The organism is Mesorhizobium qingshengii, assembly GCF_900103325.1.
In the GTDB taxonomy this organism is placed as follows: domain Bacteria; phylum Pseudomonadota; class Alphaproteobacteria; order Rhizobiales; family Rhizobiaceae; genus Mesorhizobium; species Mesorhizobium qingshengii.
This window is the reverse complement of the sequence record NZ_FMXM01000007.1, coordinates 60,902-86,317: the sequence shown is the minus strand read 5'-3', so window position 1 is coordinate 86,317 and position 25,416 is coordinate 60,902. Positions and strand designations below refer to the sequence as shown.

Sequence of the window (25,416 nt, the reverse complement as noted above, 5' to 3'; positions counted from 1 at the left end):
ATCTATTCCATGTTGGTGTGGCGAGCGCGCATGGCTTCCGGCGACGCCGTAGTCAGTTCCCTGAGCTTCAGCACCATCACCTCGAACAGCAGGAACAGTGCGCCTTCGAACACCGAGCCCATCGGCAGCACCGACGTCTTCCGCGAACCCTGGTCGTCGGCCATGGTCTGCGCCGGGATGAGCAGCGTGAAATCGGCCTGTCTTGCGGCGCTGCTCTCAGCCTGAGCGGTCAGCAGGAGGTTGGTGGCGCCGGCACCGTGCGCGACCCGCATCAAGGCCAGCACGGTCGATGTCTCACCAGGCCCGGAACTGGCCAGGAAGACATCGCCCGACCCCAGGGGTGGCGTGCTCATGTCGCCGACCACGGAGACCGGCAGGCCGAGATGGTAGAGCCGCATGGCAAAACCCTTGACCTGCAAGGCCTCGCGGCCGCAGCCATAGACGACGATCTGTCTGGCGTCGGCCAGCATCTTGCAGGCTGCGTCGATGCGAGCCTCATCGATGCGAGCCAACACGCCGCCGAGTTCGCCGAGCGCGGTCTTGAAGAGGTTTTCGCTCTGCTCGCTCACCACAAACCCGCCCTCCAAATCATCCCGGGATTTTCCCACGAACAGCTTGATTTGGTTCATGCTAGCAACGGCGAAAATGCGTGTCCAACGCTCCGCGACGCTTTTGCCGGGCCACGGGCATGATAGTGTCATGTCAGACAAATCAACCCAGGAAAAAGCAGGACATGAAGACACGGCATTTCGACCGCATCGGCAATGGCGGCATCAGCTTTACCGAGCTCGGCTTCGGCACGGCGCCGCTCGGCAACCTCTACCGTGCAGTCTCGGACGAGGACGCCAATGCCACGCTGGAGGCCGCCTGGGCGACCGGCTGCCGCTACTACGACACCGCGCCGCTCTACGGGCTTGGCCTGTCGGAAACGCGGCTCAACCCCTTCCTGCGCTCCAAGAAGCGCGACGACTATGTGTTGTCGAGCAAGGTCGGCCGCATCATGCGCGCCTGTCCGCCGGAGGAGCGAACCGGCATCGGCAAGTTCTTCGACACGCCGTCGCGCCGCGAGGTGTACGACTACAGCTATGATGGTGTCATGCGTTCGTTCGAGGCCTCATTGGAGCGGCTTGGCGTCGATCGGATCGACATCCTCTTCGTCCATGATGTCGACATCTTCACCCATGGCAGCAAGGAAGCGTCCGACCGGCGCATCGAGGAGTTCATGCGCTCGGGCTATTACGGGCTGCTGTCCCTGCGCGACCAGGGCGTCATCAAGGCGTTCGGCGGCGGCATCAATGAGTGGCAGGTTGCCCAGACGCTGGCCGAGCGCGGCGATTTCGACCTCTTCCTGCTTGCCGGGCGCTATACGCTGCTGGAGCAGGAGGCGCTGACATCCTTCCTGCCGCTTTGCCAGGCGCGCGGCATCGGCATCGTTCTCGGCGGTCCCTACAATTCCGGCATCCTGGCGACGGGGCCGAAACCGGGCGCCTATTACAACTATACCGAAGCGCCGCAGGACGTGCTTGACCGCGTGGCGCGTATCGAGGCCGTCTGCAAGCGCCATGGCGTGCGGCTGATCGAGGCGGCGCTGCAGTTCCCGTTGCTGCACCCGTCGGTCGTCTCGGTGATCCCCGGCGGCCAGCGGCCAAGCGAAGTCGAGAGCAACCGGTCGCTGCTCGATGCGAAACTGCCGGCAGCGCTTTGGGCCGATCTCAAGAAGGAAGGCCTGATGCGCACTGAGGCGCCGACCGCATAAGCCGACGACCGTTCGCGTTGCCGTAGGGCACAAAAATGAAAAGCCGGGCAAGCCCGGCTTTTCTGGTCTCTGAAAAGAAAAGAAACGCTTAGTTGACTGCGTCCTTGAGGCCCTTGCCGGCCGAGAACTTCGGCACGGTGCGTGCCGGGATCTGCACCTCGGCACCGGTCTGCGGATTGCGGCCGGTCGAGGCCGCACGCTTTGACACGGTGAAATTGCCAAAGCCGACAAGCCGGACATCGCCGCCCTTCTTCAGTTCGCCGGTGATCACGGAAAATACCGCATCGACCGCCGACTGCGCGTCACCCTTCGAAATGCTCGCGGCGTCGGCGACAGCGGACACCAGTTCGTTCTTGTTCATAAAAATTCCCTTCCATGAGAACACCGGAACTAACGACTCATCCGGCAGGAAACGGACTTTAGAAAGAAGCGTTCCCGCAACCAAGTCGAAAAGCCGGGAAAAAAGCGGAAAAAGCCCGGAATTCCGGGGTTTTTCACATGAAAAAGCCGGGCATGAAGCCCGGCTCTCTGTTTGTGCGCTGCAACTTTAGCTTTTACTAATGCGCAAGCGTCTTGCTGGCATCGTCCGCGCTGTCCGTTGCGGCCGGCGGATTGACGGGCTCGACCCATTCGATCGGCTCCGGCATACGCACCAGCGCATGGCGCAACACCTCACCGACCCGTGCGACCGGAATGATTTCCATGCCGTTCTTCACGTTGTCCGGAATCTCCGCCAGATCCTTGGCGTTGTCTTCCGGGATCAGCACCTTCTTGATGCCGCCGCGCAATGCGGCAAGCAGCTTCTCCTTGAGGCCGCCGATCGGCAGCACCCTGCCGCGCAGCGTGATCTCGCCGGTCATGGCGACATCGGCCTTGACCGGAATGCCGGTCAGCACGGAGACGATCGCTGTCGCCATCGCCACGCCAGCCGACGGTCCGTCCTTGGGCGTGGCACCCTCCGGCACGTGGACGTGGATGTCGCGCTTGTCGAACAGCGGCGGTTCGATGCCGAAATCGATGGCGCGCGAGCGGACATAAGAGGCCGCCGCCGAAATCGATTCCTTCATCACGTCGCGCAGGTTGCCGGTCACCGTCATGCGGCCCTTGCCGGGCATCATGACGCCTTCGACCGTCAGCAATTCGCCGCCGACTTCCGTCCAGGCGAGCCCGGTAACGACACCGACCTGATCGTCAGCCTCGACCTGACCGAAGCGGAAGCGCGGAACACCGAGGTAATCGGCGAGGTTCGCCGCCGTGATGTTCACCGTCTTCTTCTTCGTCTTCAGGATCTCGGTCACCGCCTTGCGCCCGAGCTTCATCAGCTCGCGCTCCAGACTTCTGACGCCCGCTTCACGGGTGTAGGTCTGGATGATGGCGCGGATCGCGTCCTCACCGACGGAGAATTCCTTCGGCTGCAGCGCGTGATCGCGGACCACCTTCGGCATCAAGTGCCGCTTGGCGATTTCGATCTTCTCGTCCTCGGTGTAGCCGGCGATACGGATGATCTCCATGCGGTCCATCAACGGCGCAGGGATGTTCAGCGTATTCGCCGTCGTCACGAACATCACGCTCGACAGGTCGTATTCGACCTCGAGGTAATGGTCCATGAACGTCGAGTTCTGTTCCGGATCGAGAACCTCGAGCAGCGCCGACGACGGATCGCCACGGAAATCCTGGCCCATCTTGTCGATCTCGTCGAGCAGGAAGAGCGGGTTGGACTTCTTCGCCTTCTTCATCGACTGGATGACCTTGCCGGGCATCGAGCCGATATAGGTGCGCCGGTGGCCGCGGATCTCGGCTTCGTCACGCACGCCGCCCAGCGCCATGCGGATGAATTCGCGACCCGTCGCCTTGGCGATCGACTTGCCGAGCGAGGTCTTGCCGACGCCGGGAGGGCCGACGAGGCACAAGATCGGCCCCTTCAGCTTCTTCTGGCGGCTTTGCACGGCAAGGTACTCAACAATGCGGTCCTTGACCTTGTCGAGGCCGAAATGATCGGTGTCGAGCACGTTCTGCGCAAAGGCCAGGTCCTGCTTGACCTTGGAGTTCTTGCCCCACGGGATCGACAGGATCCAGTCGAGATAGTTGCGCACGACGGTCGATTCGGCCGACATCGGCGACATCGTCCGCAGCTTCTTCAATTCGGCTTCCGCCTTTTCGCGGGCCTCCTTGGAGAGCTTGGTCTTCTTGATGCGCGCCTCGATCTCGGCGGCCTCGTCGCGGCCGTCCTCGCCCTCGCCGAGCTCCTTCTGGATCGCCTTCATCTGCTCGTTGAGGTAGTACTCGCGCTGCGTCTTCTCCATCTGGCGCTTGACGCGCGAGCGGATGCGCTTCTCCACCTGCAGGACGGAGATTTCGGCTTCCATGAAGCCCATCGCCTTTTCCAGCCGCTCCTTGACCGAGAGCGTGGCCAGCATCTCCTGCTTCTCGGGGATCTTGATGGCGAGATGCGAGGCAACCGTGTCGGCGAGCTTGGAATAGTCGTCGATCTGGCTGGCGGCACCCACCACTTCAGGCGAGATCTTCTTGTTCAGCTTGACGTAATTCTCGAAGTCGGTGACGACCGAACGGGCCAGCGCCTCGACCTCGACCTCTTCCTCTTCCGGCTCGACCAGCGCCGTGGCGCGGGCCTCATGGAAATCAGGGCGGTCGGTGAACGAGTCGATTTTCGCGCGCGTGGCGCCCTCGACCAGAACCTTGACGGTGCCGTCAGGCAACTTCAGCAATTGCAGCACATTGGCGAGCGTGCCGATGTCAAAGATGGCATCGGGCTCCGGATCGTCGTCGGCGGCATTCATCTGGGTGGCGAGCAGGATCTGCTTTTCCTGACCCATCACCTCTTCCAGCGCCTTGATCGACTTCTCACGCCCGACGAAGAGCGGAACGATCATATGCGGGAACACCACGATGTCGCGCAACGGGAGGACTGCGAAGACGCCGTCGCTGGGAGCCTTGGATATTTTGGCCATTGTCCAACCTTTCATATCGCGGCCGCTAAGCAGCCAACCGCGAATCTTATATTAACGACCGGGGATCGTTCCGCCTACCACCGTTTGTGACGGGAGTTTTATAGCACAGAAATCGGGCACCTCGGCCTTCTCCGTTTAGTTGGATGCACGACCCACAAAGATCAAGGGGCAGGTACAAATCCGGCACTCCAACTTGCCCGCAAGTGACACATTTGCGACGGCAAAACCGCGCGTAGCCGCGAAACCCTGCGTAACAGCAAAACGGCGCCCTGCGGCGCCGTTTCAGAATTCCACTGCAGGCTCATGTCAGGCGCTGACATTGCCCTTCTTTTCCTTCTGTTCGGAGTAGATGTAGAGCGGCCGGGCGCTGCCGGTCACCACCTCTTCCGAAATCACCACTTCGCGCACGCCTTCGAGCGCCGGAAGTTCGAACATCGTGTCGAGCAGGATCGCTTCCATGATCGAGCGCAGGCCACGCGCGCCGGTCTTGCGCTCGATGGCGCGCTTGGCGATCGCCGACAAGGCATTCTCATGGAATGTCAGGTCGACATTCTCCATCTCGAACAGCCGCTGATACTGCTTGACCAGCGCATTCTTCGGTTCGGTCAGGATCTGGATCAGCGCCGGCTCGTCAAGGTCCTCAAGGGTCGCCAGAACCGGCAAACGGCCGACAAATTCAGGAATAAGACCGAATTTCAGCAGATCCTCGGGCTCGACCAGACGGAAAACATCGCCGGTGCGGCGATCCTCGGGCGAAGCGACGATGGCGCCGAAGCCAATCGAGGTTTTTCTGCCGCGATCCGAAATGATCTTGTCCAGGCCGGCAAAGGCGCCACCGCAGATGAACAGGATGTTGGCGGTGTCCACCTGCAGGAACTCCTGCTGCGGATGCTTCCTGCCGCCCTGCGGCGGCACGGAGGCGACCGTGCCTTCCATGATCTTCAACAGCGCCTGCTGCACGCCCTCGCCCGACACGTCGCGGGTGATCGAGGGATTGTCGGACTTGCGCGAAATCTTGTCGATTTCGTCGATGTAGACGATGCCGCGCTGGGCGCGTTCGACATTGTAGTCGGCCGACTGCAACAGCTTCAGGATGATGTTTTCGACGTCCTCGCCGACATAACCGGCCTCGGTCAGCGTCGTCGCGTCGGCCATGGTGAACGGCACGTCGATGATGCGGGCCAGCGTCTGCGCGAGCAGCGTCTTGCCGCAACCGGTCGGGCCGATCAGCAGGATGTTCGACTTCGCCAGTTCGACATCGTTGTTCTTGCCGGCATGCGCGAGGCGCTTGTAGTGGTTGTGAACCGCCACCGACAGCACACGCTTGGCGTAGGGCTGGCCGATGACATAGTCGTCGAGAACCTTGAGGATCTCCTGCGGTGTCGGCACGCCCTCGCGCGACTTCACCATCGAGGTCTTGTTCTCCTCGCGGATGATGTCCATGCAGAGCTCGACGCACTCGTCGCAGATGAAGACCGTCGGACCGGCGATCAGCTTGCGCACTTCGTGCTGGCTTTTGCCGCAAAACGAGCAATAAAGCGTGTTCTTGGAATCACCGCTGTTGTTGCCGACCTTGCTCATTTTCATGTCCTTTCATGGCCGCCCGCCGATGGTCTGGCTGAAAGGGCGCATACTCTATCTATCGCGGGAATCCGCCGCCGCCAGTATCCCGGCTCCCGCAACGCATTCCGTACGAAACACAAATCAGAAAACGTGGCAATGATTCGCGACAACCCCGCATAAAGCTAAGCCGCCGAAACTCAACATAGCCTTAACGTAGGCAATCCTGTCCGCCGAGGGAACAGCCAATTGTGGCCGAAATGCCGCAAGACGCGCCAAAAGCGCGTGATGGCGCCATCCAACTGCCAACAAGCCTTTATGCCACAGCTCCTTCACCCGCCTCGCGCGACGAAATCACCTTGTCGATGAGGCCGAAATCCTTGGCTTCGTCGGCGGTCATGAAATGGTCGCGGTCGAGCGTCTTCTCAATCTCTTCGTAGCTCTTGCCAGTGTGCTTGACATAAACCTCGTTGAGGCGACGCTTCAGCTTGATGATGTCCTGGGCATGGCGCTCGATGTCGGAGGCCTGGCCCTGGAAGCCGCCGGACGGCTGGTGAACCATGATGCGGGCGTTCGGCGTGGCGAAGCGCATGTCCTTGTGGCCAGCGGTCAGAAGCAACGAGCCCATCGAGGCCGCCTGGCCGATGCAGAGCGTCGACACGGCCGGCTTGATGAACTGCATGGTGTCGTAGATCGCCATGCCCGAGGTGACGACGCCGCCCGGCGAATTGATATAGAGGTTGATTTCCTTCTTCGGATTTTCGGCTTCGAGGAACAGAAGCTGCGCGCAGACCAGCGTCGCCATGCCGTCCTCGACCGGACCGGTGATGAAAATGATGCGCTCCTTGAGGAGGCGGGAGAAAATGTCGTAGGCCCGCTCGCCGCGATTGGTCTGTTCGACCACCATCGGAACGAGGTTCATGTAGGTTTCGACGGGGTTCTTCATTAGTTATCTCTTATCTCGCGGTGGGATTCCGGCGCCGGGAATGCTGGCAAGTCGGGCAGAATCGGTTCTGGATCGTTGTTCCGTAAATAGGATGCCGGCTCATCCTTGTGCAAGGCCGCCCCGTCCTAGCCATCTGGGTAAGTCGAATCAAGGTTACGCTGACAGGATTATCGGCTGGCGCCGTCTCCTGCTGGCGACACTCGTGATCCAGTAGCAGTTTCTTAACCGCGTCGCTTAACGAAATGCGCGGAAACCGCTTTTCTCCGAAAAGGCTTCCTCTACAATTCAACGTTGAACTTGTGCGTAGGGTTCAAACAGGGGGAGTGTCATGTCCGGGAAAACCGCATGCTTCACCATTGCCGGGCTGACCATGCTCGGCACGATTTCCGACACGGCGGCCGGCGGCCGCGCCGCCGAATGCTATGAACCTGTCCGCACGCCGGCCGTCTACGACACGGTCTACGAAGACGTCATGGTCAGCCCGCCCGGCCAGCAGGTCGACTACGTCCCTGCCATCTACGGCACCCGCGAGCGCGTGGTGATGACCGTTCCGGCACAGGTGACCTACGAGGTCGTGCCCGCCGTCACCCGCACCGTCTACCATACGGTCCAGGTCGACGATGGTGGCTATTCCTGGGAATGGCGCGTCATCCACGGCCGCCGCGTGCTGTGCAAGATCTGGCACAGGGCGCGTTACGGGCGGGTTGCCGAGACCGTGGTGATCCAGCCTGAGCGCACGCGGCGGGTCGTCATCCCGGCGCAGTACGACCGGATTGCCGAAGAGGTGCTGGTGCAGCCGGAGCAAAGGCGCGTCATCGATGTTCCCGCCTCCTACCAGACCGTCGCGCGGCGCGTGCTGGTCCGCGAAGGGTCGTCAGGCTGGCGGCGTGTGCATATTCCGAGGCATTGCCAGGATTAGCGGCCATGGCGTAGCCTGCGCCGCAGCGAATTTCCGCTGGGCTGAGGACATGCGCGACCTGGAAGTTTCCAATCGAGAACTATCAGATCTCGCGGAAGAGGCCCTGGAACTGGCCAAAAGCTATTGGGCGTCCCTCGAGGGGCGTCGGGCGTACCCCTCGACCAGCGGCAAGGATACGACCGAACTCTTCTCGCGGCCCTGGCTGGAGAACGGTCGTGGCCGGGAAGTCTTGCAGGACTTCAAGTCGATCTCAGAGCATGTCCGACCTGCTACCGGCAGATTCTTCGGTTACGTCGTCGGCTCAGGCGAACCAGTCGGGGCGCTGGGAGAATTGCTGGCCGCTGTGCTCAATCAGAATGTGACGTCGTGGCGGTCGGCTCCCGCGGCGACGTCGATCGAACGCGCCGTTGTCGGATGGTTGGCGGAGGCTGTCGGCTGCGCCGGATTTACCGGCAGCCTGTGCGGCGGCGGCTCGACGGCCAACCTCATGGCGTTGGCGATGGCGCGTGAAGCCAAGCAGCCAGCCAACGAAACAGGTGCACGGCCCTGTGTGATCTATGCTTCCGAACAAGTGCACATGTCCATTCCCAAGGCTGTCGCACTGCTGGGCATCGGCAGAAAAAACCTTCGCTTGATCCCTGTCGACGACAAGTTCCGGATGCGACCGGATGCCCTCCAGGCGGCCATTGCCGTCGACCGCGAGGCTGGAAACATGCCGATCGCCATCGTGGCCACGGTCGGCACCATCGTCTCCGGCGCGATCGATCCCCTCCCCGAAATTGCAGACATTGCCCGGAGGGAGGCGCTATGGATGCATGTCGATGGTGCCTATGGGGGCCTGGCGGCTCTGGCGGTGCCGGAAAAGTTCCAGGGGTTGTCTTCGGCGGATTCTCTGTCGCTCGACGCGCACAAATGGCTGTATCAGCCACTCGATTGCGGCTGCCTGCTCAATCGTCATCCAGATGTCGCGCGCACGACTTTCTCGCACAGCGACGATTATGTCAGGATCCTGAGCGAAGACCCTACGGAAGCGTTTGCCTCCTTCGAGGAGTCGATCGAGCTCTCTCGACGCTTCCGTGCGCTGAAACTCTGGATGTCGCTGCAGTATCACGGGCGCAGTGCCTATCGCGAAGCCATCACGCGCGATCTCCATCACGCACAATTATTGGCACAGACAATTGCGTTGTGTCCGGAGCTGGAACAGCTCGCCCCTGTATCGCTAAGCGCAGTCTGTTTCCGCCACCGCTCGAAGAGCAACGAAGCGATCCTGCGCCGCGTGATCGCGCGTGGCCGGGTGTACCTGTCAAATGCAACGATCAACGGCCAGTTTGCCCTGCGGGCGTGTTTCGTCAATCACCGAACGACGCCAGAGGACGTGCGGGCGATCGTGTCGGAAGTCATTGCCGCCGCCGACGAGCTCAATCGCTGAGCCGCCGTTGCCCTTCGACCTGGCTTGCGCCTCAAGCCACCTCTGCCCGCAGCCATGCCTTCAGGTCAGCGACATTGCCGTCGCCGACGCAAGCCGCGACCCGCCTGCCGACCGCCGCACCGAATTTATAACCATGGCCCGAACAAGCCGAGACGACCAGGCATTTGCCCTTCTCGTGCGCCATGAATTTCTCGTCGGCGGTGAAGGTGTAGGCGCAAGTGACGACCTCCGTCACCCGATACTCCCCGATACGGGCGATCGGTGGCGAAAACAGATTTCGGATCGCCTCGCCCTCGCCTGCCACCGGTTGACGGTTCCAGTCGGCATCGCTGGTCGGCACCCGGTGCAGTCCCGAACCGAATTTCATCCCGGCGCCGCCGGAGGGCGGGATCACATAGCCGTCGACAGCGCCGCCGATATCGAGGACCACCGGTGCGGCCTGCCAGGCGGCCTCGAGGTCCGCCGGCGGTTCGACATAGGCGAGCGCGGTTCGATATGTCTTCAGCTCGCCATCCAATTCCGGGAACAGTTTCAGCACCCAGGCGCCGGCAGCGATGACGATGCGGTCGGCCTGCATGGTTTCGCCGCCCGCGAGCACAATACGGCCGGCTTCAGCATCGACTTCCACGACCTTACTGTTCTCGTAGACATTGGCGCCGTTGGCGCGCAGCCATCTTGCCAGGCCGGACGCGATCTTGCGGCAATGCAGCGCGCCGCCTTCGGTTGAATAATAAGCGTAACGGAATGAGCCAGCCTCAAGAAATGGCCAGCGTTCGACGGCTGCGTCCGGCTCCAGCAATTCGAACGGGAAATTGCCCTCTTCCAGGCCCTCGCGATATTCCTCGGCCTCGTCACCAGGCTCGCGCGAAATGCAGACAAATCCGCGCGCATCCAGGTGGTTTTCACCGAGATCGGCCCACATCTCGTCCCAGGCCTGATAGGCTTCGGTGATCAGTCGGCCATAGCCGGTTCCGGCCCGGTAAGCGCGGCGAATGATGCGGTGATGGTCGCCCGACGCGGCCAGCGGATTGGGGATCGGCCCCTGTTCGACGATCGAGACGCTGTGTCCAGCCTTGACAAGCGACCACGCCGTCGAAAGCCCGGCGATCCCAGCACCGACCACAATCACATTCATCAGATCAGACTTTCCGCAGCCGCATTGGCTGGCTCAACTCATTGGGTGTCGGGCGCCAACATACGGTCTGGCACCAAGCTGGCAAGCCGCGCTAATGGTCTGGCATGACCAAATTGACGCCACCTTACCTGGCCTTTGATCCAGCCATCCGCCATCTGCGGCTTGATCCGCACGAACCGGCCTTCTTCCAGAATCCTTATGAGGCCTATGCCTTTCTACACAGCGCATCGAATGCATTTTCTTGGGAAGAATTCGGTTTCTGGTGCTTTGGCGGCTTCGATGACGTCAACCGGCTGCTGCGCGACCGCCGCTTCGGCCGCCAGAACCCGGCCGGCGTTCCCGACAGCCGCGGTATCGGCCAGGATCGCAGCCATCTCAGCGCCTTCGACGGCATCGAAGCCAACTCGATGCTGGAGCTGGAGCCGCCGGTGCACACGCGGCTCAGAACGCTGGTCAACCGTGCCTTCGTCTCGCGTCAGATCGAACGGCTGCGGCCGCGTGTCGAAGCCCTCGCCAACGAGCTGATCGACCGTTTCGAACCGGACAAATCAGTCGACCTGTTGCCTGCCTTCGCGGCTCCCCTGCCGATCACCATCATCGCCGAGATGCTCGGCGTGCCGGTCGAGATGGGGCCTCAATTGCTCGACTGGTCGCATCGGATGGTTGCGATGTACATGCATGGCCGCACGCGCGAAACCGAGGAGACGGCCAACCGCGCCGCGGGCGAATTTACCGATTTCCTGCGCTTCTATCTCACCGACCGGCGCAAGAACCCGGGCGACGACCTGCTGTCGCTGCTGATCTCGGCGCAGCAGGACGGCCAGAAGCTGTCGGAGGACGAGCTGGTGTCCTCGGCGATCCTGTTGCTCAATGCCGGCCACGAAGCGACGGTGCATCAGGCCGGCAACGCCATCCGTTCGATCCTCGCGCAAGGCGGTGACCCGCGCCGCTTCTTCATCTCGCCCGAAGCGACCGCGGCAACGGTCGAGGAATGCCTGCGTTTCGACGCGCCGCTGCACATGTTTACCCGCTACGCCTATCAGGAGATCGAAATCGCGCCCGGCATCGTCGTGCAGCCGGGCCAGACGATCGGCCTGCTGCTTGGCATGGCCAATCATGACCCGCGCGCCTTCGCCGAACCCCTCGCCTTCCGGCCGGATCGTGCGGACCAGAAGAACGTGTCATTCGGCGCCGGCATCCATTTCTGCATCGGTGCGCCGCTCGCCCGGCTCGAATTGCAAGTGTCGCTGAAAACTTTGTTCGGACGGCACCCGCGACTCCATCTTGCCGAACAGCCGCGCTTCCGCGACACTTACCACTTCCATGGGCTGGAAACGCTCGCCGTCGGCTTCTGACGATCGCGGGCCTGGGGCTGCGAGATGAGGGGCATTTCGATACGCGCGGTCGCGCTGGCTTTGGGCATCGCACTGGCGAGCCTTGCCAGCGCACGGGCTCAGCAACAACAGGAAAACATCCCGCAAGAAAACAGCGACGCCGTGGCAAGGAAGCTGGCGAGCATTCTGATTGAACGCCAGACCGGTGCCGCCGTGCCCGCCGACAGGTACTGGGCCTATGAGGCCGATTTCAACCTCGACGGGTTTTCCGAACTCTATGTCTATGTCGCCGATCCTGCTTGCGACGGGGTGAAATGCGGACTTTTCGTTTTCGTGCTGGAAGGCGACAGCTATCGCGAGGTGTTGGGCGACATCCCGGGCGCAAGGCTTACCGATCCCGCCAAGGTCGGCTTCGGCGCCTTCAAGCGTAACGGCTTCATCGACTTTCAACTCGACCAAGTACTGGCCAGTTGGACAGGCGATCATTATGCAGATTCCTCGACGTTCCCTGCCACGTCGCTCGACGGTATCGCCTTCCTGGCGGCTTGCCAGAAATCCAAATCGAGCGAGCAGCCCGAGGAGGGCGAAGCTGAACAGGTGGCCGGCGAGTGCCAATGCCAGTTCAACCGGTTTCAGGCAATCGGCTTGAGCCAGGCCAGCCTGGACACCTATACGGCCTCGATGGGCGAAAACTTCGCCTATCCGAGTGGCGAGAAGGAAAAGGCATGGCTTGCCCTGCTCAAGGACGCCGAGGATGTGGGAACGGGTTGCGGCGTCATAAGTGGCAAAAGCCAGTGGCAACCGGCCTATTTCAAGCACGGCGACCAGCCGCAGCAAAAGCTCGACTCCGAAGCCTTCCTGGACGCCTGCCCAGCGCAGGATTTCATCCTGACCAATCGCAAGACCGGATCGCCAGACCGAGCGCTCGGTCTGTGCGGTTGCATCGCCCGCGAACTCCCGACGCAAGGGGTCACGCAAACGGGACTCGATCTGCTGACGCAGTATTATCGCAACGAGATCTCCGACGCGGACATCGAGGCGCAGGACGCCGACATTCTGACCTTCCACGACCAGGCGTCGGAAGCTTGCCTCAGCCAGTTCCCGGCGAAGTAGGCAACGCAGCTTGGTTCAAACATTGTGGGGACGGGACACCATGGGCGAGACAATGAGATTTGCCTTTTTGCAGGAGCCGCCCTTCTGCTTCAGGGATGCCGGCGGCAATCTCCTCGGCTGCGATGCCGGGCTCGCCGGCAAGGTGTGCGAGGGGCTGAAGCTCGATGCCTTCCTGCCGATCGAAACGGAGTTTGCCGAACTGCTTCCCGGATTGGCTGACAACTGCTGGGACATGACCACCGGCCTGTTCATCTCGGACGAGCGCAGGAAACTTGTCGACTTCACGCGGCCGATCTGGGTGCTGCAGGACGGGTTGCTGGTCGCCAAAGGCAATCCCCGTGGCTTTCGCGGCTACCGGTCGGTGGCCGAGGATCGGACGGCGCTGATCGGCGTCATATCCGGTCAGATCCAACATCAGACGGCGCTGCAAAATGGCATTGCGCCGGAGCGGATCCGGATGTTCGCCACACAAGCGGGCGCGGCGGAGGCCGTAGAGGCCGGCACGGTGCATGCCTATGCCAGTGTTGACCTGGCGCACCGAGGCTATCTCGACCGGTGGCCGCAGGCACCTCTTGCCGTCATCGATGTGCCGGCAGCGGAAAAACAGCCGGCTGCCGGCGCCTTCGCCGTGGCCAAAAACAATACGGCTCTGCGCCAACGCATCGATTCAAGCCTGGGCGAACTGCTGGGAAGTCCTTGGCACCGGGAATTGATGAGCGGATACGGATTTTCCGATGCCGATATCGATCGCCTTTTGTGAGGCTGGGTGCTGCGAAATGATCAAAGCTTGATCACGTATTCCTTGCGTGTCGTTTCAAGCACTTCCCAGCTGCCCTTGAAGCCGGGCCTCAGCACGAAACTGTCTCCAGCCTTGACGGTGCGCGCTTGCCCACCGTCCTCGGTGACCACCGAAACGCCGGACACGATGTGGCAGAATTCCCATTCGTCATAGACGATGCGCCATTTGCCAGGGGTCGATTCCCAGATGCCGGCATAGAGGCCGCCTTCCCGCTCCTCGACGTTCCAAGTGCGGAATTTGGGATCGCCGGAGATCAACCGATCTGGCGCCGGCGCGCCAGATTCGGGTTCGACGCTGTCACTCGATATTGTCAGATAATGCGCGGACAGAATTTGCCTCCATGAAAGAACCGGCCTCGCGCCGGCTCACCCCCCCCCCCGGCGCTGCGCGCCGACCCTCCCCACGAGGGGGAGGGTAAAAGGATCAGACCTTGGCAAGCGCCTGTTCAAGGTCGGCGACGATGTCGTTGACGTCCTCGATGCCGATGGAAAGCCGCACGGTGTCCGGGCCCGCACCGGCCTTGACCTTCTGCTCGTCGGAAAGCTGGCGGTGCGTCGTCGACGCCGGGTGGATAACCAGCGACTTGGTGTCGCCCACATTGGCAAGGTGCGAGAACAGTTCGAGCGCCTCGACGAACTTGACGCCGGCCTCGTAGCCGCCCTTGAGGCCGAAGGTGAACACGGCACCGGCGCCCAGCGGCGAGTACTTCTTCTGCAGCGCGTTGTTCTTGTCGCTGGGCAGGCCGGGATAGTTCACCCAGGCGACCTTGGGGTGATTGGACAGCCAGCCGGCGACCGTCACCGCATTGTCGCAGTGGCGCTGCATGCGCAACGGCAAGGTTTCCAGGCCGGTCAGGATGAGGAAGGCGTTGAACGGCGAGATCGCCGGGCCGAGGTCGCGCAGGCCGAGCACACGCGCGGCAATGGCGAAAGCGAAATTGCCGAAGGTTTCATGCAGTACGAGACCGCCATATTCGGGGCGCGGTTCCGACAGCATCGGGTACTTGCCCGACTTCGACCAGTCGAAGGTGCCGCCATCGACGATGGCGCCGCCGATCGAATTGCCGTGGCCGCCAATGAACTTGGTCAGCGAGTGCACGACGATGTCGGCGCCATGCTCGATCGGCCGGAGCAGGTAGGGCGAAGCCAGCGTGTTGTCGACGATCAGCGGCAGGCCATGCTTGCGCGCGATGTCGCCGATTTTCTCGATATCGACGAAGGTGCCGCCCGGATTGGCGAGGCTCTCGATGAAGATCGCCTTGGTCCTGTCGTCGATCTGGCTTTCGAAGGTCGAGATGTCATTGGTGTCGGCCCAGCGCACTTCCCAGCCATAATTCTTGAAGGCGTGGCCGAACTGGTTGATCGAACCGCCGTAAAGCTTGTTGGCGGCGACGAAATTGTCGCCCGGCTGCATCAGATTGTGGAAGACGATTACCTGCGCGGCGTGGCCGGACGCGACCGCAAGCGCGGCCGTTCCGCCCTCCAGCGCCGCAAGACGCTCTTCCAGCACCGCCTGCGTCGGATTCATGATGCGGGTGTAGATGTTGCCGAAGGCCTTCAGCCCGAACAGCGAGGCGGCATGATCGGCATCGTCGAAGACGAAGGAGGTCGTCTGGTAGATCGGCGTGGCGCGCGCGCCAGTGGCCGGGTCGGGTTTGGCGCCCGCATGGACGGCGAGCGTGTTGAAACCGGGCGTACGGGTCACTGAAACCTCCCTTTGAACCTTCTGAAATTAGCCGCGCATTCTTGGCGAAGCCCGTGCGCGAATGCAAAGAAGAAAGTACCCTTCGGTGCAGGACTTTCGACCAAATCGCAAGAAAATACGGCGTTTGCGGGAATAATTTTGCGCCCAGGGCGCGTCGAGTTCGAAGGAATGTATGCGCCGCGCCTTAGGCGTTCCTCCCGGTGCGCGTCGTCATGCCAAAACCGCCGCGCACGGTTGGACGACATGCATCATTTCTGGCGCACGCCGAAACTCTGGAATCCGGACCGCATCAGCGGCTTCTTCGACGACAGCACCCCGGAGTTGACGCCGGTCCAACCGATCTCGCCGGACAACTTGCCATATTCGATCTTGGGACAGCGGTTCATCACTACCTTGATGCCTGCCGCTTCGGCGCGGGCGGCAGCTTCGTCATTACGCACGCCAAGCTGCATCCAAAGCACTTTCGGCAACGGAACGAGCCGCAACACCTCATCGACGATGCCAGGCACTGCGGTTGCCGCGCGAAAGATGTCGACCATGTCGATTGGCTGCGGAATATCGGCAAGCCTTGCATAGGTCATCTGGCCGAGGATTTCCTTGCCGGCCTGGCCGGGATTGATCGGGAACACCGAAAAGCCCTTGGCCAGCAGGTATTTCAGCACGAAATAGCTCGGTCGCACATCGTTGGCGGATGCGCCGACCATGGCGATGGTCTTCACCGAATTGAGGATGCCGGCGATGTAGGCGTTGTCGTAGCTTTCGTGATTCATGCCTTGTCCTCATACAACGCCTCGGCGAGAAAACCATCCGGGTCATTGGTGAAATCGCGCAATGTGTTCGCCAGTGCAGCGCCGCTCCTGTCGATGGCGGCGGAATGATCGACCGGCCGGTAGCCCTTGCCGCCGCCGGCCTCGTCGTAGCCGGCCAACGCGCCGATCGCCTCGAGCAAGGTGGAGTTGCCGGTGCCGTTCTCGCAGACGATGATGGTGATCGGTGTGGTGAATTCGAGTTCGAAGTCGTGGCCGCGAAACAGCGGCAGGTTCCAGGGGTACTGTTCCCAGTTAGCCACCCGCTCGGGGTCGAGTAGGATGCGCTTCAGGTACGGTGCCTTGAACCGCGTCAGCTGCTTGCGGTAAGCCATCAACCGGGCAGCGAAATCGTGCCGTCTTCGGCGATCGGAAAGGCCGGATTGTGCGCCACTTCCCAGATATGCCCGTCCGCATCGGCGAAGTAACCGTACCAGCCGCCCCAGAAGGCGCGGCCGGCCGGCTTGACGATGCGGCCGCCGGCCTTCTCGGCCATGGCGAGCACCTCATCGACTTCGGCGTCGGAACGGGTGTTGTAGGCGAGGTAGACCGCCGACGGCGCCCTGCCGAAAGCGATGCCGGAATCCTCCTCGGCGCTTTCGCGCGGGAACAGGCCGAGAATGGCACCGCCCATCTGGAAGAAGGCGACACCGTCGGTGATGCCGGCATGACGGATGAGACCCATCGCCTCGTAAAAGCGCACCGCACGCTCGAGATCGTCGGTCGCGATCGTTATGATGGAGATGCGCGGTTCCACGACTACTCGTCCGTCCATTCCGGCTTGCGCTTGCCGATGAAGGCGCCGATGCCTTCCTCGGCGTCGCGCGCCAGCATGTTCTCGACCATGATGCGGCCGGTGTAGCCATAGGCGTCAGCCAGTCCCATTTCGGCCTGCGCGTAAAAGGCTTCCTTGCCGGTCTTCACCACCAAAGACGATTTGGAAGCAATGGTTTGCGCGTATTTGGTGACAATCTGATTCAGATATTCGCGCGGCACGACGCGGTTCACGAGGCCGAACTCCTTGGCGGTTGCCGCATCGATCGTCTCGCCGGTCAACAGCATCTCCATCGCATGCTTGCGCGAGACGTTGCGCGACAGCGCCACCATCGGCGTCGAGCAGAACAGTCCGATGTTGACGCCCGGCGTGCAGAAGGTCGCCTCATGCGAGGAGATCGCCAGGTCGCAACTGGCGACCAGTTGCAACCCGGCGGCGGTGGCCAGGCCGTCCACCTCGGCAATCACCGGCAGGGGATGACGCACGATCGCCTGCATCAGTGCGGCGCAGGCCGCAAACGTCTCTTCGAAGAAGGCCTTGCCATGATCGGCGTCGGCGCGGCGCGCGGTCAATTCCTTGAGATCATGGCCGGCGCAGAACACCTTGCCGGCCGCCGACAGCACGATGACGCGAACGGCCCTGTCGGCGTTGGCGCGATCGAGTTCCGCCATCAGCGCCGCCATCACCGAAAGCGACAAGGCGTTGGCGGGTGGATTGGCCAGTGTCAGCCGCAGCACGCCCTTGTCCAGCCGTGCGGCGACCGGACCGTCAACGGCGGCAGGCTTGATGGCAAGGATTTCGGCCATGAATAAGGTCTCCTCGATTCCGCTCGGGCTGGCAGAGTATCTAATATCGGATCGGGTTTCATCCAACACCCCATCGCTTGCGCCAGGGGACGGAGCTGTTGCCAGAAACGCCGTGCTGCGCTCATACAGGCTGGTGCAACACGAGAGGCCGACATGCCTGCCCAGACCAATCTCAAGCCCGTGCTGACCGCGGCGCAAGTCAATGTGCTGATGGAAACCGTCTATCCGCAGCTCAATGAGCAGTTCAGATATTACGAGGCGATCGACGTGTTCCCAGGCGGCTGCATTGTGCGACTCAATGCCGGCGAACGACACCTGCGCCCCGGTGGCACGGTGTCCGGCCCGTCACTGTTCACGCTGGCCGACATCGGCGGCTATGTCTGTGTGCTTTCGCATGCCGGGCCTGATGCGCTCTCGGTCACCACCAATCTCAACATCAATTTCGTGCGCAAGGCCGAGGCCGGACCGATCGACGGCCATTGCCGCATTGTGAAGCTGGGAAAGAGCCTGATGGTGTTCGACATCGACATCGTCGCCGGCCCGGAAGGACATACGATCGCGCACGCAACGGGCACCTACTCGATCCCACCGAAGCGAAATAGCGATGTGGTAAAATAATACCTTTTACTCAAGGCATTGTTTTTGCTTCTCTTTTCCTGCTTCAAGACTTTTCACGCGCCTTGACGCAACAACTGCCCTCGCCTATAAGCCCTCACGAAGCAGCGGCCCGCAAAGGCCGCCGTTTTGTTATTGGCGACGGACAGCGTCTCATCGCCAATCCAAGCAACAAGAAACGCCTTCCTCGTGAAGGTCCGAACCGAAAGCAGAAAACCATGACAACCTTTTCGCAGAAGCCTGCGGATGTGGTGAAGAAGTGGATCCTGATCGACGCCGAGGGTCTCGTCGTCGGCCGTCTCGCCACTGTCATCGCCAATCATCTTCGCGGCAAGCACAAGCCGACCTTCACCCCGCATGTCGACGACGGCGACAACGTCATCGTCATCAATGCCGACAAGGTGGTGTTCACCGGCAAGAAGTTCACCGACAAGGTCTATTACTGGCACACCGGCCACCCCGGCGGCATCAAGGAGCGCACCGCGCGCCAGCTGCTCGAGGGTCGTTTCCCCGAGCGCGTCGTCGAGAAGGCCGTTGAGCGCATGGTCCCGCGTGGCCCGCTCGGCCGTCGCCAGATGAAGAACCTGCGCGTCTATGCAGGCGCCGAGCATCCGCATGTCGCCCAGCAGCCCGAGGTTCTCGACGTGGCCAAGCTGAATTCCAAGAACAAGAAGGTCGCATAAGATGGCTGAGCTTTCCTCGCTCGCAGAACTGGGCGCCGCCACCGGCAACACCAACACGCAGCCGGCGGCCCCCGTCCACGTCCAGAAGCTCGACAAGTCGGGCCGCGCCTATGCCACCGGCAAGCGCAAGAACGCCATCGCGCGTGTTTGGGTGAAGCCGGGTTCCGGCAAGATCGTCGTCAACGACAAGGAATTCGCGACCTATTTCGCGCGTCCGGTCCTGCAGATGATCCTCAACCAGCCGATCATCGCCGCCAACCGTTCGGGCCAGTACGACATCGTCGCCACCGTTGTCGGCGGCGGCCTCTCCGGCCAGGCCGGCGCGGTGCGTCACGGCATCTCCAAGGCGCTGACCTACTACGAGCCGACGCTGCGCGCCGTGCTCAAGAAGGGTGGCTTCCTGACCCGCGACAGCCGCGTCGTCGAGCGCAAGAAGTACGGCAAGGCGAAAGCCCGCCGCTCGTTCCAGTTCTCGAAGCGCTAAGCGCTACGCAGCTTCAGACAATCGAAAGGCCGCCTCCGGGCGGCCTTTCTTTTTGCACTCACCAGACAGCCGCCGCACCCGTCGAATGACGACAAATCTCAGGGTCTACCGGCCTTGATGAAGTCGATGAAAGCACGCAGCGGGGCCGGCACGAGGCGCCGACCGGGATAATAGAGGAACGGTCCGGAGAAGCTCTGCCACCACGGTTCGAGCACGGGCTCGAGGGCGCCGCTCTCGAAGTGAGGCCGAAGCCAGCCCTCGAAGAGGCCGATGATGCCGGTGCCGGCCATGGCCGCATGGACGGCAAGATCGGTCGCCCCACCGATCCGCACGATCAGTGGCCCCGTCGGATCTACCCGTACCACCTCGCCGTCACGCTCGAATTCCCACGGCAGCATCGAACCGCTGGCAAAGCGGCCGCGCAGGCAAGCGTGGCCGAGCAGGTCGCTCGGGTGTTCAGGGCGCCCATGGCGATCGAGATAGGCGGGGCTGGCGGCGGTGGCGAAATGCTGGAGGCGCGGTCCGATCGGCACCGCGATCATGTCCTGTTCCAGCCGCTCGTCGTAGCGGATGCCGGCGTCGCACCCGGCCGCCAGCACGTCGACGAAGTTCTCATCGGCGATCACCTCCAGCCGGATGCCGGGATACGCGGCGAGGAAGCCCGGAACGATGTCGGGCAATATCAGTCGCGCGGCGCTGACCGGCACATTGAGACGCAACGAGCCCGCCGGCCTGTCGCGAAAGCCATTCAACACGTCGAGCGCCGCCTCCACCTCCGACAGCGCCGGGCCGAGCCGACCCAGCAGGCTGAGGCCCGCCTCGGTCGGGACAACACTGCGCGTCGTGCGGTTGAACAGCCTGACGCCGAGCTGTGCCTCGAGGCGTCGCACCGCCTCACTCAAGCCGGAGGCGCTGCCGCCGCTCGCACGCGCGCCATCGCGAAAACCCCCGGCCCGCGCCACCGCCACGAACGCGTTCAGATCGCTGAGGTCCATCATTGTTCGCCAATCCGCACAGCCTGTGTGGATTGTACCTGATTATCCCGAGATTGAGCAGCGCCTATCTTCGCCTCCTCAAAGGAGACCACTCATGTCCAATATCGACCAGGCCGAAACATCCACCCTCGGCAGCCGCACCGTAAAGCGTCTTGGCTACGGTGCCATGCAGCTAGCGGGGCCCGGTGTGTTCGGGCCGCCCAGGGACCATGACGCGGCACTGGCCGTGCTGCGCGAAGCCGTTGTCCAAGGGGTCGACCACATCGACACCAGCGACTTCTATGGCCCGCACATCACCAACCGGCTGATCCGCGAAGCGCTGTCACCCTACCCGAACGATCTCGTCATCGTCACCAAGATCGGCGCCCGGCGCGGCACGGATGGATCGTGGCTGCCGGCCTTTTCTCCCGAAGCGCTGACCCAGGCGGTGCACGACAATTTGCACAATCTCGGCCTTGAGGCGCTGGACGTGGTCAACCTTCGCATCATGTTCGACACCCATGGTCCCGCCGAAGGGTCGATCGAAGCGCCGCTCACCGTGCTGGCCGAGCTTCAGCGGCAGGGCCTGATCAGGCATATCGGCTTGAGCAACGTGACGTCAGCGCAAATCGCGGAGGGACGCCGGATCACCGAGATCGTCTGCGTGCAGAACCAGTACAATCTGGCGCATCGCGGCGACGACGCCCTGATCGACGACCTTGCCCGTGACGGCATCTCCTATGTGCCGTTCTTCCCGCTCGGTGGCTTCAATCCGCTGCAGTCATCAACTTTATCGGACGTCGCCACGCGCCTCGGCGCCACCGCCATGCAGGTCGCGCTCGCCTGGTTGCTTCACCGTTCGCCCAACATCCTGCTGATCCCCGGCACATCGTCGGTCGCGCATCTGCGGGAGAACCTCGCCGCTGGCGAACTCGTGCTTTCGGACGATGTGCTCACGAAACTGGACGGCGTGGCGGCAGCCGCCTGACGGTCGGCTGGCTATCTTTCCAAGATAGCTTACGCGCCCAGTCGCGCGCTTCGATCCGGCCTAGTTGATGCTCGCCGTGTTGGCGGGCTCAGCCGGCCGCGCCTCATCGGCATAAGGCACCCGGTAACCGTTCGCCGCCAACCAGTCGATTGCCGCCTTCGGCTCGTCGGTCTGGATGATGGTGGCGCCGCGATCGGCCCAGAAACCCCAGCTTTCGCGCGGCAGGCTGGCCCGGACCGCCAGCTCGTCGCCGCGGCCGCCGGCAAGGAAGCCGCCCGGCTTGTTGACGATGGCGTAGGTGTCGGCCCAGATGTGCCAGTTGCCTCGCACCGCGGCCGCGCGCATGCGGGTGCTGAAAAGCGGTCCGCCGGTCTCGGTCAGTTTCTCGGCGCCCGCCCGCCAGTTGATCAGTTCGATCGCGCGCGGCGAGAAGGCGTGGTCGACAGTCTCGGCGAAACCGGCATCATGTACCGCGTCATCGGCTATGATCGGCATGAACTGGAAGGCGCCGCCGATGGCACCCATGGCCGCCTTGACCGTGGCAATCCGCTGTGGATTCCACAGGTTCTCTTTGACGATGACCTGCTCGGCCATGCCGAGGTCGCGGGCGACGGCGATCATGCCGGGCAGACTTTCGACATCGAGCTTGTTGTCAAGATTGATGAGAATCCGGTCCCTTGTGGCCGCCAGCATCTCGCGCAGCGTCGAAACCGTCTCATTGGTGACGACGCCAGTGCCCTCAACCACCAGCCGACAGGTCTTGAGTTCGGCCAGCGTGTATTTGACCACCTCGCCCTTGCAGGTCGTGGTGCGGTCGAGCCAGCTGTCATGCATGACGACGAACTCGCCGTCCTTCGAGCGCCTGATGTCGACCTCGACGATTTCGGCGCCCATGGCGATCGAGCCTTCCACGGCGGCGATCGAATTCTCCGCATAGAGCGTCTTGCCGGCCTGCATGCTGCCGGCGCGATGCGCGGCCACCATGACATGGTCGCGCCACTGGTTGGCGCGCTCGAAGCGGTCGAGAATCTGCCTGGCGCGGCTCTCTTCGGCACCGGCCGCGCCAACAGACGCCATCAGCGCGGTGGAAAGCAGAAGGCTCAGCCAGACGGTTCGCATCGAGAATCGCTCCTTGCCGGATCGAGACCCGGATAGGCGATGCCCGTGACATCCAGGTGAACGAAGCCGGCTAGCCGATGTCTTGTTTGAGCATGATCCTTTCCGAAAACCGGTTGCCACTTTTCGGGATCATGCTCGCGAGAGCTGAGCGTCAGATGCGTTTCGAAAGCCGGCGGAACCACGCCATGGCCGGCATTTCGAAAAAGCGCCAGGTGATCCAGGAAACGGCGATGGTGGCGACGAGCATGACGGTGATCGCCACGGACCCGATCCAGCCGGCGCCAAAGCCCGTCGCGGGCTGGCCGCGCAGCACGATGTCACCGATCAGGCCGTAGTCGAGCTTGCGTTCGACGAGCCCGGCGACGTTGATCAGCCGCGCCTGGACGAAGATATGGACCATGTAGATCGAGTAGGACAGCGCGCCGAGCGTCAGCATGAACGGCGTCCGGAGCAAGGCGCTGACCCAGCCGCCTTCATGGGCGAAGAGAAACAGCGCCAGCGCGAACACCAGGGGTGCCGCGATGCCGAGATCACTGTCGCCCGCCAGCGAGACGAAAAGCACGATGACCGCCACCATGACAATCTCGGCAAGGGTCCAGGCCATGCGTGGGCCACCCCTGGCGAGCGCCTGTCGCGCCCCTGCAATGGAATCATGTTGAAACCAGGCCAGCAGGGCACCCAGCGAGAAGCCGTACAGGCAGCGGATGAAGCCGAAATCGAAAGACACATCCATATGATGGGTCGAAAATCCGAGCAGGAACAGCGGCGCGGTGACCGCAGCGGCGACGAACCATACCCAGGCGCGCGCGCCGGCGACGAAGACCACGCCGGCAAACAGGAGATAGGCGAAGAACTCCGCCGAAATGCTCCAGCTAGGCGCATTCCAGGTCAACTGATCCTCGAAACCGACACCCTGCAGCAACAGCAGATTGGCAACCAGGCTCTTGAGGTCGAAACCACCGGTGAAAGGAGCGGCCCCGGTGCCATGCAGTTGTGGCAGCATCAGCCGAAGCAGTTCGAAACCGGCAAAGGCGGCGAGCATGATGAGATGCAGCGGGTAGATGCGACCGAAACGGACCAGTGCAAAGCGAGCGACCTCTTCCGGCTGATTCAGCCGATTGCCGTAACTGCTGGCGATGACGAAACCGGAGAGAACGAAGAAGAAGTCGACGAAAAGGTAGGACGAGCCGATGAAGGCGCTTTGCGAAACCATCGAAGCGGTCGGGAAATGGAACAGCGCCACCAGAAGCGCGCAGATGCCGCGCCACGAATCGAGAACCAGGAAGCGTTCACCCGCGATCGTGCCGGCGTGGGTCGACACCATGGCGCGAGAGGGATTGAGGAACGCCGTCTGCGTCATGATGATACAAATCCTGTCTTGCCGCGGCACTCGAGCGGCGCCATTTCGTCTCGCCAAGCTGTGACTGGCATCTTCCGTGCCGGTTCTGTAGTTGTTGCACCCCGATGAAAAACGAGGATCCGTAATGGCGAACAAGAACATCGACCACGCCTTCACCGCCCGTTCTAAAACGGGCGGCGCCCTCGAGCCGACCTATTCCGGCGCGCTGTCGTTCATGCGGCGCAAATACACGAAGGACGTGAAGGGCGCGGACGCGGTGGTATGGGGCATTCCGTTCGACGCCGCCGTCACCAACCGGCCCGGCGCCCGTTTCGGGCCGCAGGCGATTCGCCGCGCCTCGGCGATCCTCGACAACGACCCGCAATACCCGTTTTCACGCGATCTGTTCGAGCATCTGGCGGTGGTCGACTATGGCGATTGCCTGCTCGACTCGGGCAACCACCAGAAGACGCCGGGGACGATCGAGCGCGAGGCGGCGAAGATCCTGAAGTCGGGTGCCTTCCTGTTGACGTTGGGTGGCGACCATTTCGTGACCTGGCCGCTGCTCAAGGCGCATGCCGCCATCCACGGTCCACTCGCTTTGGTGCAGTTCGATGCCCACCAGGATACCTGGCCGGACGACGGCAAGCGCATCGACCATGGGTCCTTCGTCGGCCGCGCCGTGAAAGAAGGCATCATCGATCCAGACCGCTCGATCCAGATCGGCATTCGCACCCATGCGCCTGACACATTCGGCATCAAGATCCTCTACGGCCACGAGATCGAGGAGATGCGGGCTTCCGACATCGCCTACGCCACTGTCGACCGCACCGGCGGCAGGAAGACCTATCTCACCTTCGACATCGACTGCCTCGATCCGGCCTATGCGCCCGGCACCGGCACGCCGGTTGCGGGCGGGCCGTCCTCGGCGAAGATCCTGTCGACGCTGCGCCAGCTCAACCAGGTCGATATTGTCGGCGCCGATGTGGTGGAGGTTGCGCCGGCCTATGATCACGCCGATATAACGGCGATCGCCGGCTCGATGGTGGCGATGCAGTATCTCGGCCTGCTGGCGGAGCGAAAGGCCCGGCTTGAAGAGATGAACAACAACGGCAATCACAACGGCGCCACAGTGAATCATGGTCAAGGCATATAGTCTTGAA

25 protein-coding genes and 1 pseudogene are annotated in these 25,416 nt (G+C 62.3%); 11 read left to right on the top strand and 15 right to left on the bottom strand.

Going from position 1 to position 25,416, the window contains the following annotated elements:
- Window positions 1-2: 2 nt before the first annotated feature.
- Window positions 3-569, bottom strand: a complete 567-nt coding sequence (locus BLS48_RS13160; protein ID WP_091578500.1) for an SIS domain-containing protein — start codon at window positions 567-569, stop codon at window positions 3-5.
- 164 nt (window positions 570-733) lie between these two features.
- On the opposite strand from BLS48_RS13160, the gene BLS48_RS13155 reads away from it, so the two are divergent.
- A complete protein-coding gene (locus BLS48_RS13155) occupies window positions 734-1,756 on the top strand; it encodes an aldo/keto reductase (RefSeq protein ID WP_091578209.1) in 1,023 nt (340 codons plus the stop codon).
- Between the two features lie 88 nt (window positions 1,757-1,844).
- Here the strand turns inward: BLS48_RS13155 and BLS48_RS13150 are convergent, their stop codons facing one another.
- From BLS48_RS13150 to clpP, 4 genes are all read right to left on the bottom strand, one after another.
- Window positions 1,845-2,117 carry an HU family DNA-binding protein gene (locus BLS48_RS13150; protein WP_023798342.1) on the bottom strand — a complete coding sequence of 91 codons (273 nt, stop codon included), beginning with the start codon at window positions 2,115-2,117 and terminating at the stop codon, window positions 1,845-1,847.
- Between the two features lie 196 nt (window positions 2,118-2,313).
- On the bottom strand, window positions 2,314-4,725 hold the full coding sequence (lon, locus tag BLS48_RS13145; protein ID WP_091578208.1) for an endopeptidase La: 2,412 nt from the start codon (window positions 4,723-4,725) through the stop codon (window positions 2,314-2,316).
- Between the two features lie 306 nt (window positions 4,726-5,031).
- Window positions 5,032-6,306: an ATP-dependent Clp protease ATP-binding subunit ClpX gene (gene clpX / locus BLS48_RS13140; protein WP_023759839.1), complete on the bottom strand. Its 1,275-nt coding sequence runs from the start codon at window positions 6,304-6,306 to the stop codon at window positions 5,032-5,034.
- A gap of 295 nt (window positions 6,307-6,601) precedes the next feature.
- Complete coding sequence (gene clpP, locus BLS48_RS13135) at window positions 6,602-7,231, bottom strand: ATP-dependent Clp endopeptidase proteolytic subunit ClpP (protein WP_091578206.1); 630 nt, start codon at window positions 7,229-7,231, stop codon at window positions 6,602-6,604.
- A 328-nt stretch (window positions 7,232-7,559) separates the two neighbouring features.
- Between clpP and BLS48_RS13130 the strand changes: the two genes are divergently transcribed.
- On the top strand, window positions 7,560-8,150 hold the full coding sequence (locus BLS48_RS13130; RefSeq protein ID WP_091578204.1) for a hypothetical protein: 591 nt from the start codon (window positions 7,560-7,562) through the stop codon (window positions 8,148-8,150).
- Between the two features lie 49 nt (window positions 8,151-8,199).
- Window positions 8,200-9,579, top strand: coding sequence for a pyridoxal phosphate-dependent decarboxylase family protein (locus tag BLS48_RS13125; RefSeq protein WP_091578203.1), 1,380 nt, complete (start codon window positions 8,200-8,202; stop codon window positions 9,577-9,579).
- 31 nt (window positions 9,580-9,610) lie between these two features.
- Here the strand turns inward: BLS48_RS13125 and BLS48_RS13120 are convergent, their stop codons facing one another.
- Entirely contained in the window at window positions 9,611-10,714 is a 1,104-nt protein-coding gene (locus tag BLS48_RS13120) for an NAD(P)/FAD-dependent oxidoreductase (protein WP_091578201.1), read from the bottom strand.
- Window positions 10,715-10,818: 104 nt separating this feature from the next.
- On the opposite strand from BLS48_RS13120, the gene BLS48_RS13115 reads away from it, so the two are divergent.
- Genes BLS48_RS13115 through BLS48_RS13105 form a run of 3 tightly spaced genes read left to right on the top strand, consistent with a single transcriptional unit; the run spans window position 10,819 to window position 13,921 of the window.
- A complete protein-coding gene (locus BLS48_RS13115; RefSeq protein WP_091578200.1) occupies window positions 10,819-12,069 on the top strand; it encodes a cytochrome P450 in 1,251 nt (416 codons plus the stop codon).
- 24 nt (window positions 12,070-12,093) lie between these two features.
- Window positions 12,094-13,161 (top strand): hypothetical protein, encoded by a 1,068-nt coding sequence (locus BLS48_RS13110; RefSeq protein WP_091578198.1) that lies wholly within the window; start codon window positions 12,094-12,096, stop codon window positions 13,159-13,161.
- A gap of 52 nt (window positions 13,162-13,213) precedes the next feature.
- On the top strand, window positions 13,214-13,921 hold the full coding sequence (locus BLS48_RS13105; RefSeq protein ID WP_244529581.1) for a transporter substrate-binding domain-containing protein: 708 nt from the start codon (window positions 13,214-13,216) through the stop codon (window positions 13,919-13,921).
- Between the two features lie 20 nt (window positions 13,922-13,941).
- Here BLS48_RS13105 and BLS48_RS13100 read toward each other — a convergent pair whose 3' ends face one another.
- From BLS48_RS13100 to BLS48_RS13075, 6 genes and pseudogenes are all read right to left on the bottom strand, one after another.
- On the bottom strand, window positions 13,942-14,289 hold the full coding sequence (locus BLS48_RS13100; RefSeq protein ID WP_425284685.1) for a cupin domain-containing protein: 348 nt from the start codon (window positions 14,287-14,289) through the stop codon (window positions 13,942-13,944).
- 94 nt (window positions 14,290-14,383) lie between these two features.
- On the bottom strand, window positions 14,384-15,664 hold the full coding sequence (locus tag BLS48_RS13095) for an O-acetylhomoserine aminocarboxypropyltransferase (RefSeq protein WP_091578194.1): 1,281 nt from the start codon (window positions 15,662-15,664) through the stop codon (window positions 14,384-14,386).
- 248 nt (window positions 15,665-15,912) lie between these two features.
- A complete protein-coding gene (locus BLS48_RS13090) occupies window positions 15,913-16,434 on the bottom strand; it encodes a CoA-binding protein (protein ID WP_091578192.1) in 522 nt (173 codons plus the stop codon).
- A gap of 56 nt (window positions 16,435-16,490) precedes the next feature.
- Window positions 16,491-16,805 (bottom strand): annotated as a pseudogene (locus BLS48_RS13085) (AAA family ATPase); the annotation flags it as partial.
- Window positions 16,805-17,227 (bottom strand): VOC family protein, encoded by a 423-nt coding sequence (locus BLS48_RS13080; RefSeq protein WP_091578191.1) that lies wholly within the window; start codon window positions 17,225-17,227, stop codon window positions 16,805-16,807. The pseudogene BLS48_RS13085 and the gene BLS48_RS13080, both read right to left, overlap by 1 nt.
- A 2-nt stretch (window positions 17,228-17,229) precedes the next feature.
- Entirely contained in the window at window positions 17,230-18,051 is an 822-nt protein-coding gene (locus tag BLS48_RS13075) for an enoyl-CoA hydratase (protein ID WP_091578189.1), read from the bottom strand.
- A 153-nt stretch (window positions 18,052-18,204) separates the two neighbouring features.
- On the opposite strand from BLS48_RS13075, the gene BLS48_RS13070 reads away from it, so the two are divergent.
- The 3 genes from BLS48_RS13070 to rpsI all read left to right on the top strand — a co-directional run bounded on the left by BLS48_RS13070 (window position 18,205) and on the right by rpsI (window position 19,833).
- Window positions 18,205-18,669 (top strand): PaaI family thioesterase, encoded by a 465-nt coding sequence (locus BLS48_RS13070; protein WP_091578187.1) that lies wholly within the window; start codon window positions 18,205-18,207, stop codon window positions 18,667-18,669.
- 215 nt (window positions 18,670-18,884) lie between these two features.
- Window positions 18,885-19,349 carry a 50S ribosomal protein L13 gene (rplM, locus tag BLS48_RS13065; RefSeq protein WP_010915638.1) on the top strand — a complete coding sequence of 155 codons (465 nt, stop codon included), beginning with the start codon at window positions 18,885-18,887 and terminating at the stop codon, window positions 19,347-19,349.
- Between the two features lies 1 nt (window position 19,350).
- Window positions 19,351-19,833 carry a 30S ribosomal protein S9 gene (rpsI, locus tag BLS48_RS13060; protein WP_091578186.1) on the top strand — a complete coding sequence of 161 codons (483 nt, stop codon included), beginning with the start codon at window positions 19,351-19,353 and terminating at the stop codon, window positions 19,831-19,833.
- Between the two features lie 98 nt (window positions 19,834-19,931).
- Here rpsI and BLS48_RS13055 read toward each other — a convergent pair whose 3' ends face one another.
- Complete coding sequence (locus tag BLS48_RS13055; protein ID WP_091578184.1) at window positions 19,932-20,831, bottom strand: LysR family transcriptional regulator; 900 nt, start codon at window positions 20,829-20,831, stop codon at window positions 19,932-19,934.
- Window positions 20,832-20,922: 91 nt separating this feature from the next.
- Here BLS48_RS13055 and BLS48_RS13050 point away from each other — a divergent pair, with 91 nt between their 5' ends.
- Window positions 20,923-21,795, top strand: coding sequence for an aldo/keto reductase family oxidoreductase (locus BLS48_RS13050; RefSeq protein ID WP_091578182.1), 873 nt, complete (start codon window positions 20,923-20,925; stop codon window positions 21,793-21,795).
- 60 nt (window positions 21,796-21,855) lie between these two features.
- Here the strand turns inward: BLS48_RS13050 and BLS48_RS13045 are convergent, their stop codons facing one another.
- Window positions 21,856-22,914 (bottom strand): glycerophosphodiester phosphodiesterase family protein, encoded by a 1,059-nt coding sequence (locus tag BLS48_RS13045; RefSeq protein ID WP_091578180.1) that lies wholly within the window; start codon window positions 22,912-22,914, stop codon window positions 21,856-21,858.
- A 151-nt stretch (window positions 22,915-23,065) separates the two neighbouring features.
- Entirely contained in the window at window positions 23,066-24,274 is a 1,209-nt protein-coding gene (locus BLS48_RS13040; RefSeq protein WP_091578179.1) for an acyltransferase family protein, read from the bottom strand.
- A 124-nt stretch (window positions 24,275-24,398) separates the two neighbouring features.
- On the opposite strand from BLS48_RS13040, the gene speB reads away from it, so the two are divergent.
- Window positions 24,399-25,409 carry an agmatinase gene (gene speB, locus BLS48_RS13035; RefSeq protein WP_091578177.1) on the top strand — a complete coding sequence of 337 codons (1,011 nt, stop codon included), beginning with the start codon at window positions 24,399-24,401 and terminating at the stop codon, window positions 25,407-25,409.
- The last annotated feature ends 7 nt before the right edge of the window (window positions 25,410-25,416 follow it).

Bases quoted from the DNA above. Each gene is read 5' to 3' on its own strand.
- BLS48_RS13055 (WP_091578184.1), bottom strand. From the start codon at position 20,831: ATGATGGACCTCAGCGATCTGAACGCGTTCGTGGCGGTGGCGCGGGCC.
- BLS48_RS13120 (WP_091578201.1), bottom strand. From the start codon at position 10,714: ATGAATGTGATTGTGGTCGGTGCTGGGATCGCCGGGCTTTCGACGGCG.
- BLS48_RS13090 (WP_091578192.1), bottom strand. From the start codon at position 16,434: ATGAATCACGAAAGCTACGACAACGCCTACATCGCCGGCATCCTCAAT.
- BLS48_RS13105 (WP_244529581.1), top strand. From the start codon at position 13,214: ATGAGATTTGCCTTTTTGCAGGAGCCGCCCTTCTGCTTCAGGGATGCC.
- speB (WP_091578177.1), top strand. From the start codon at position 24,399: ATGGCGAACAAGAACATCGACCACGCCTTCACCGCCCGTTCTAAAACG.
- rplM (WP_010915638.1), top strand. From the start codon at position 18,885: ATGACAACCTTTTCGCAGAAGCCTGCGGATGTGGTGAAGAAGTGGATC.
- BLS48_RS13070 (WP_091578187.1), top strand. From the start codon at position 18,205: ATGCCTGCCCAGACCAATCTCAAGCCCGTGCTGACCGCGGCGCAAGTC.
- BLS48_RS13075 (WP_091578189.1), bottom strand. From the start codon at position 18,051: ATGGCCGAAATCCTTGCCATCAAGCCTGCCGCCGTTGACGGTCCGGTC.
- rpsI (WP_091578186.1), top strand. From the start codon at position 19,351: ATGGCTGAGCTTTCCTCGCTCGCAGAACTGGGCGCCGCCACCGGCAAC.
- BLS48_RS13040 (WP_091578179.1), bottom strand. From the start codon at position 24,274: ATGACGCAGACGGCGTTCCTCAATCCCTCTCGCGCCATGGTGTCGACC.
- BLS48_RS13110 (WP_091578198.1), top strand. From the start codon at position 12,094: ATGAGGGGCATTTCGATACGCGCGGTCGCGCTGGCTTTGGGCATCGCA.
- BLS48_RS13130 (WP_091578204.1), top strand. From the start codon at position 7,560: ATGTCCGGGAAAACCGCATGCTTCACCATTGCCGGGCTGACCATGCTC.
- BLS48_RS13125 (WP_091578203.1), top strand. From the start codon at position 8,200: ATGCGCGACCTGGAAGTTTCCAATCGAGAACTATCAGATCTCGCGGAA.
- clpX (WP_023759839.1), bottom strand. From the start codon at position 6,306: ATGAGCAAGGTCGGCAACAACAGCGGTGATTCCAAGAACACGCTTTAT.
- BLS48_RS13150 (WP_023798342.1), bottom strand. From the start codon at position 2,117: ATGAACAAGAACGAACTGGTGTCCGCTGTCGCCGACGCCGCGAGCATT.
- BLS48_RS13115 (WP_091578200.1), top strand. From the start codon at position 10,819: ATGACCAAATTGACGCCACCTTACCTGGCCTTTGATCCAGCCATCCGC.
- clpP (WP_091578206.1), bottom strand. From the start codon at position 7,231: ATGAAGAACCCCGTCGAAACCTACATGAACCTCGTTCCGATGGTGGTC.
- BLS48_RS13045 (WP_091578180.1), bottom strand. From the start codon at position 22,914: ATGCGAACCGTCTGGCTGAGCCTTCTGCTTTCCACCGCGCTGATGGCG.
- BLS48_RS13050 (WP_091578182.1), top strand. From the start codon at position 20,923: ATGTCCAATATCGACCAGGCCGAAACATCCACCCTCGGCAGCCGCACC.
- BLS48_RS13155 (WP_091578209.1), top strand. From the start codon at position 734: ATGAAGACACGGCATTTCGACCGCATCGGCAATGGCGGCATCAGCTTT.
- lon (WP_091578208.1), bottom strand. From the start codon at position 4,725: ATGGCCAAAATATCCAAGGCTCCCAGCGACGGCGTCTTCGCAGTCCTC.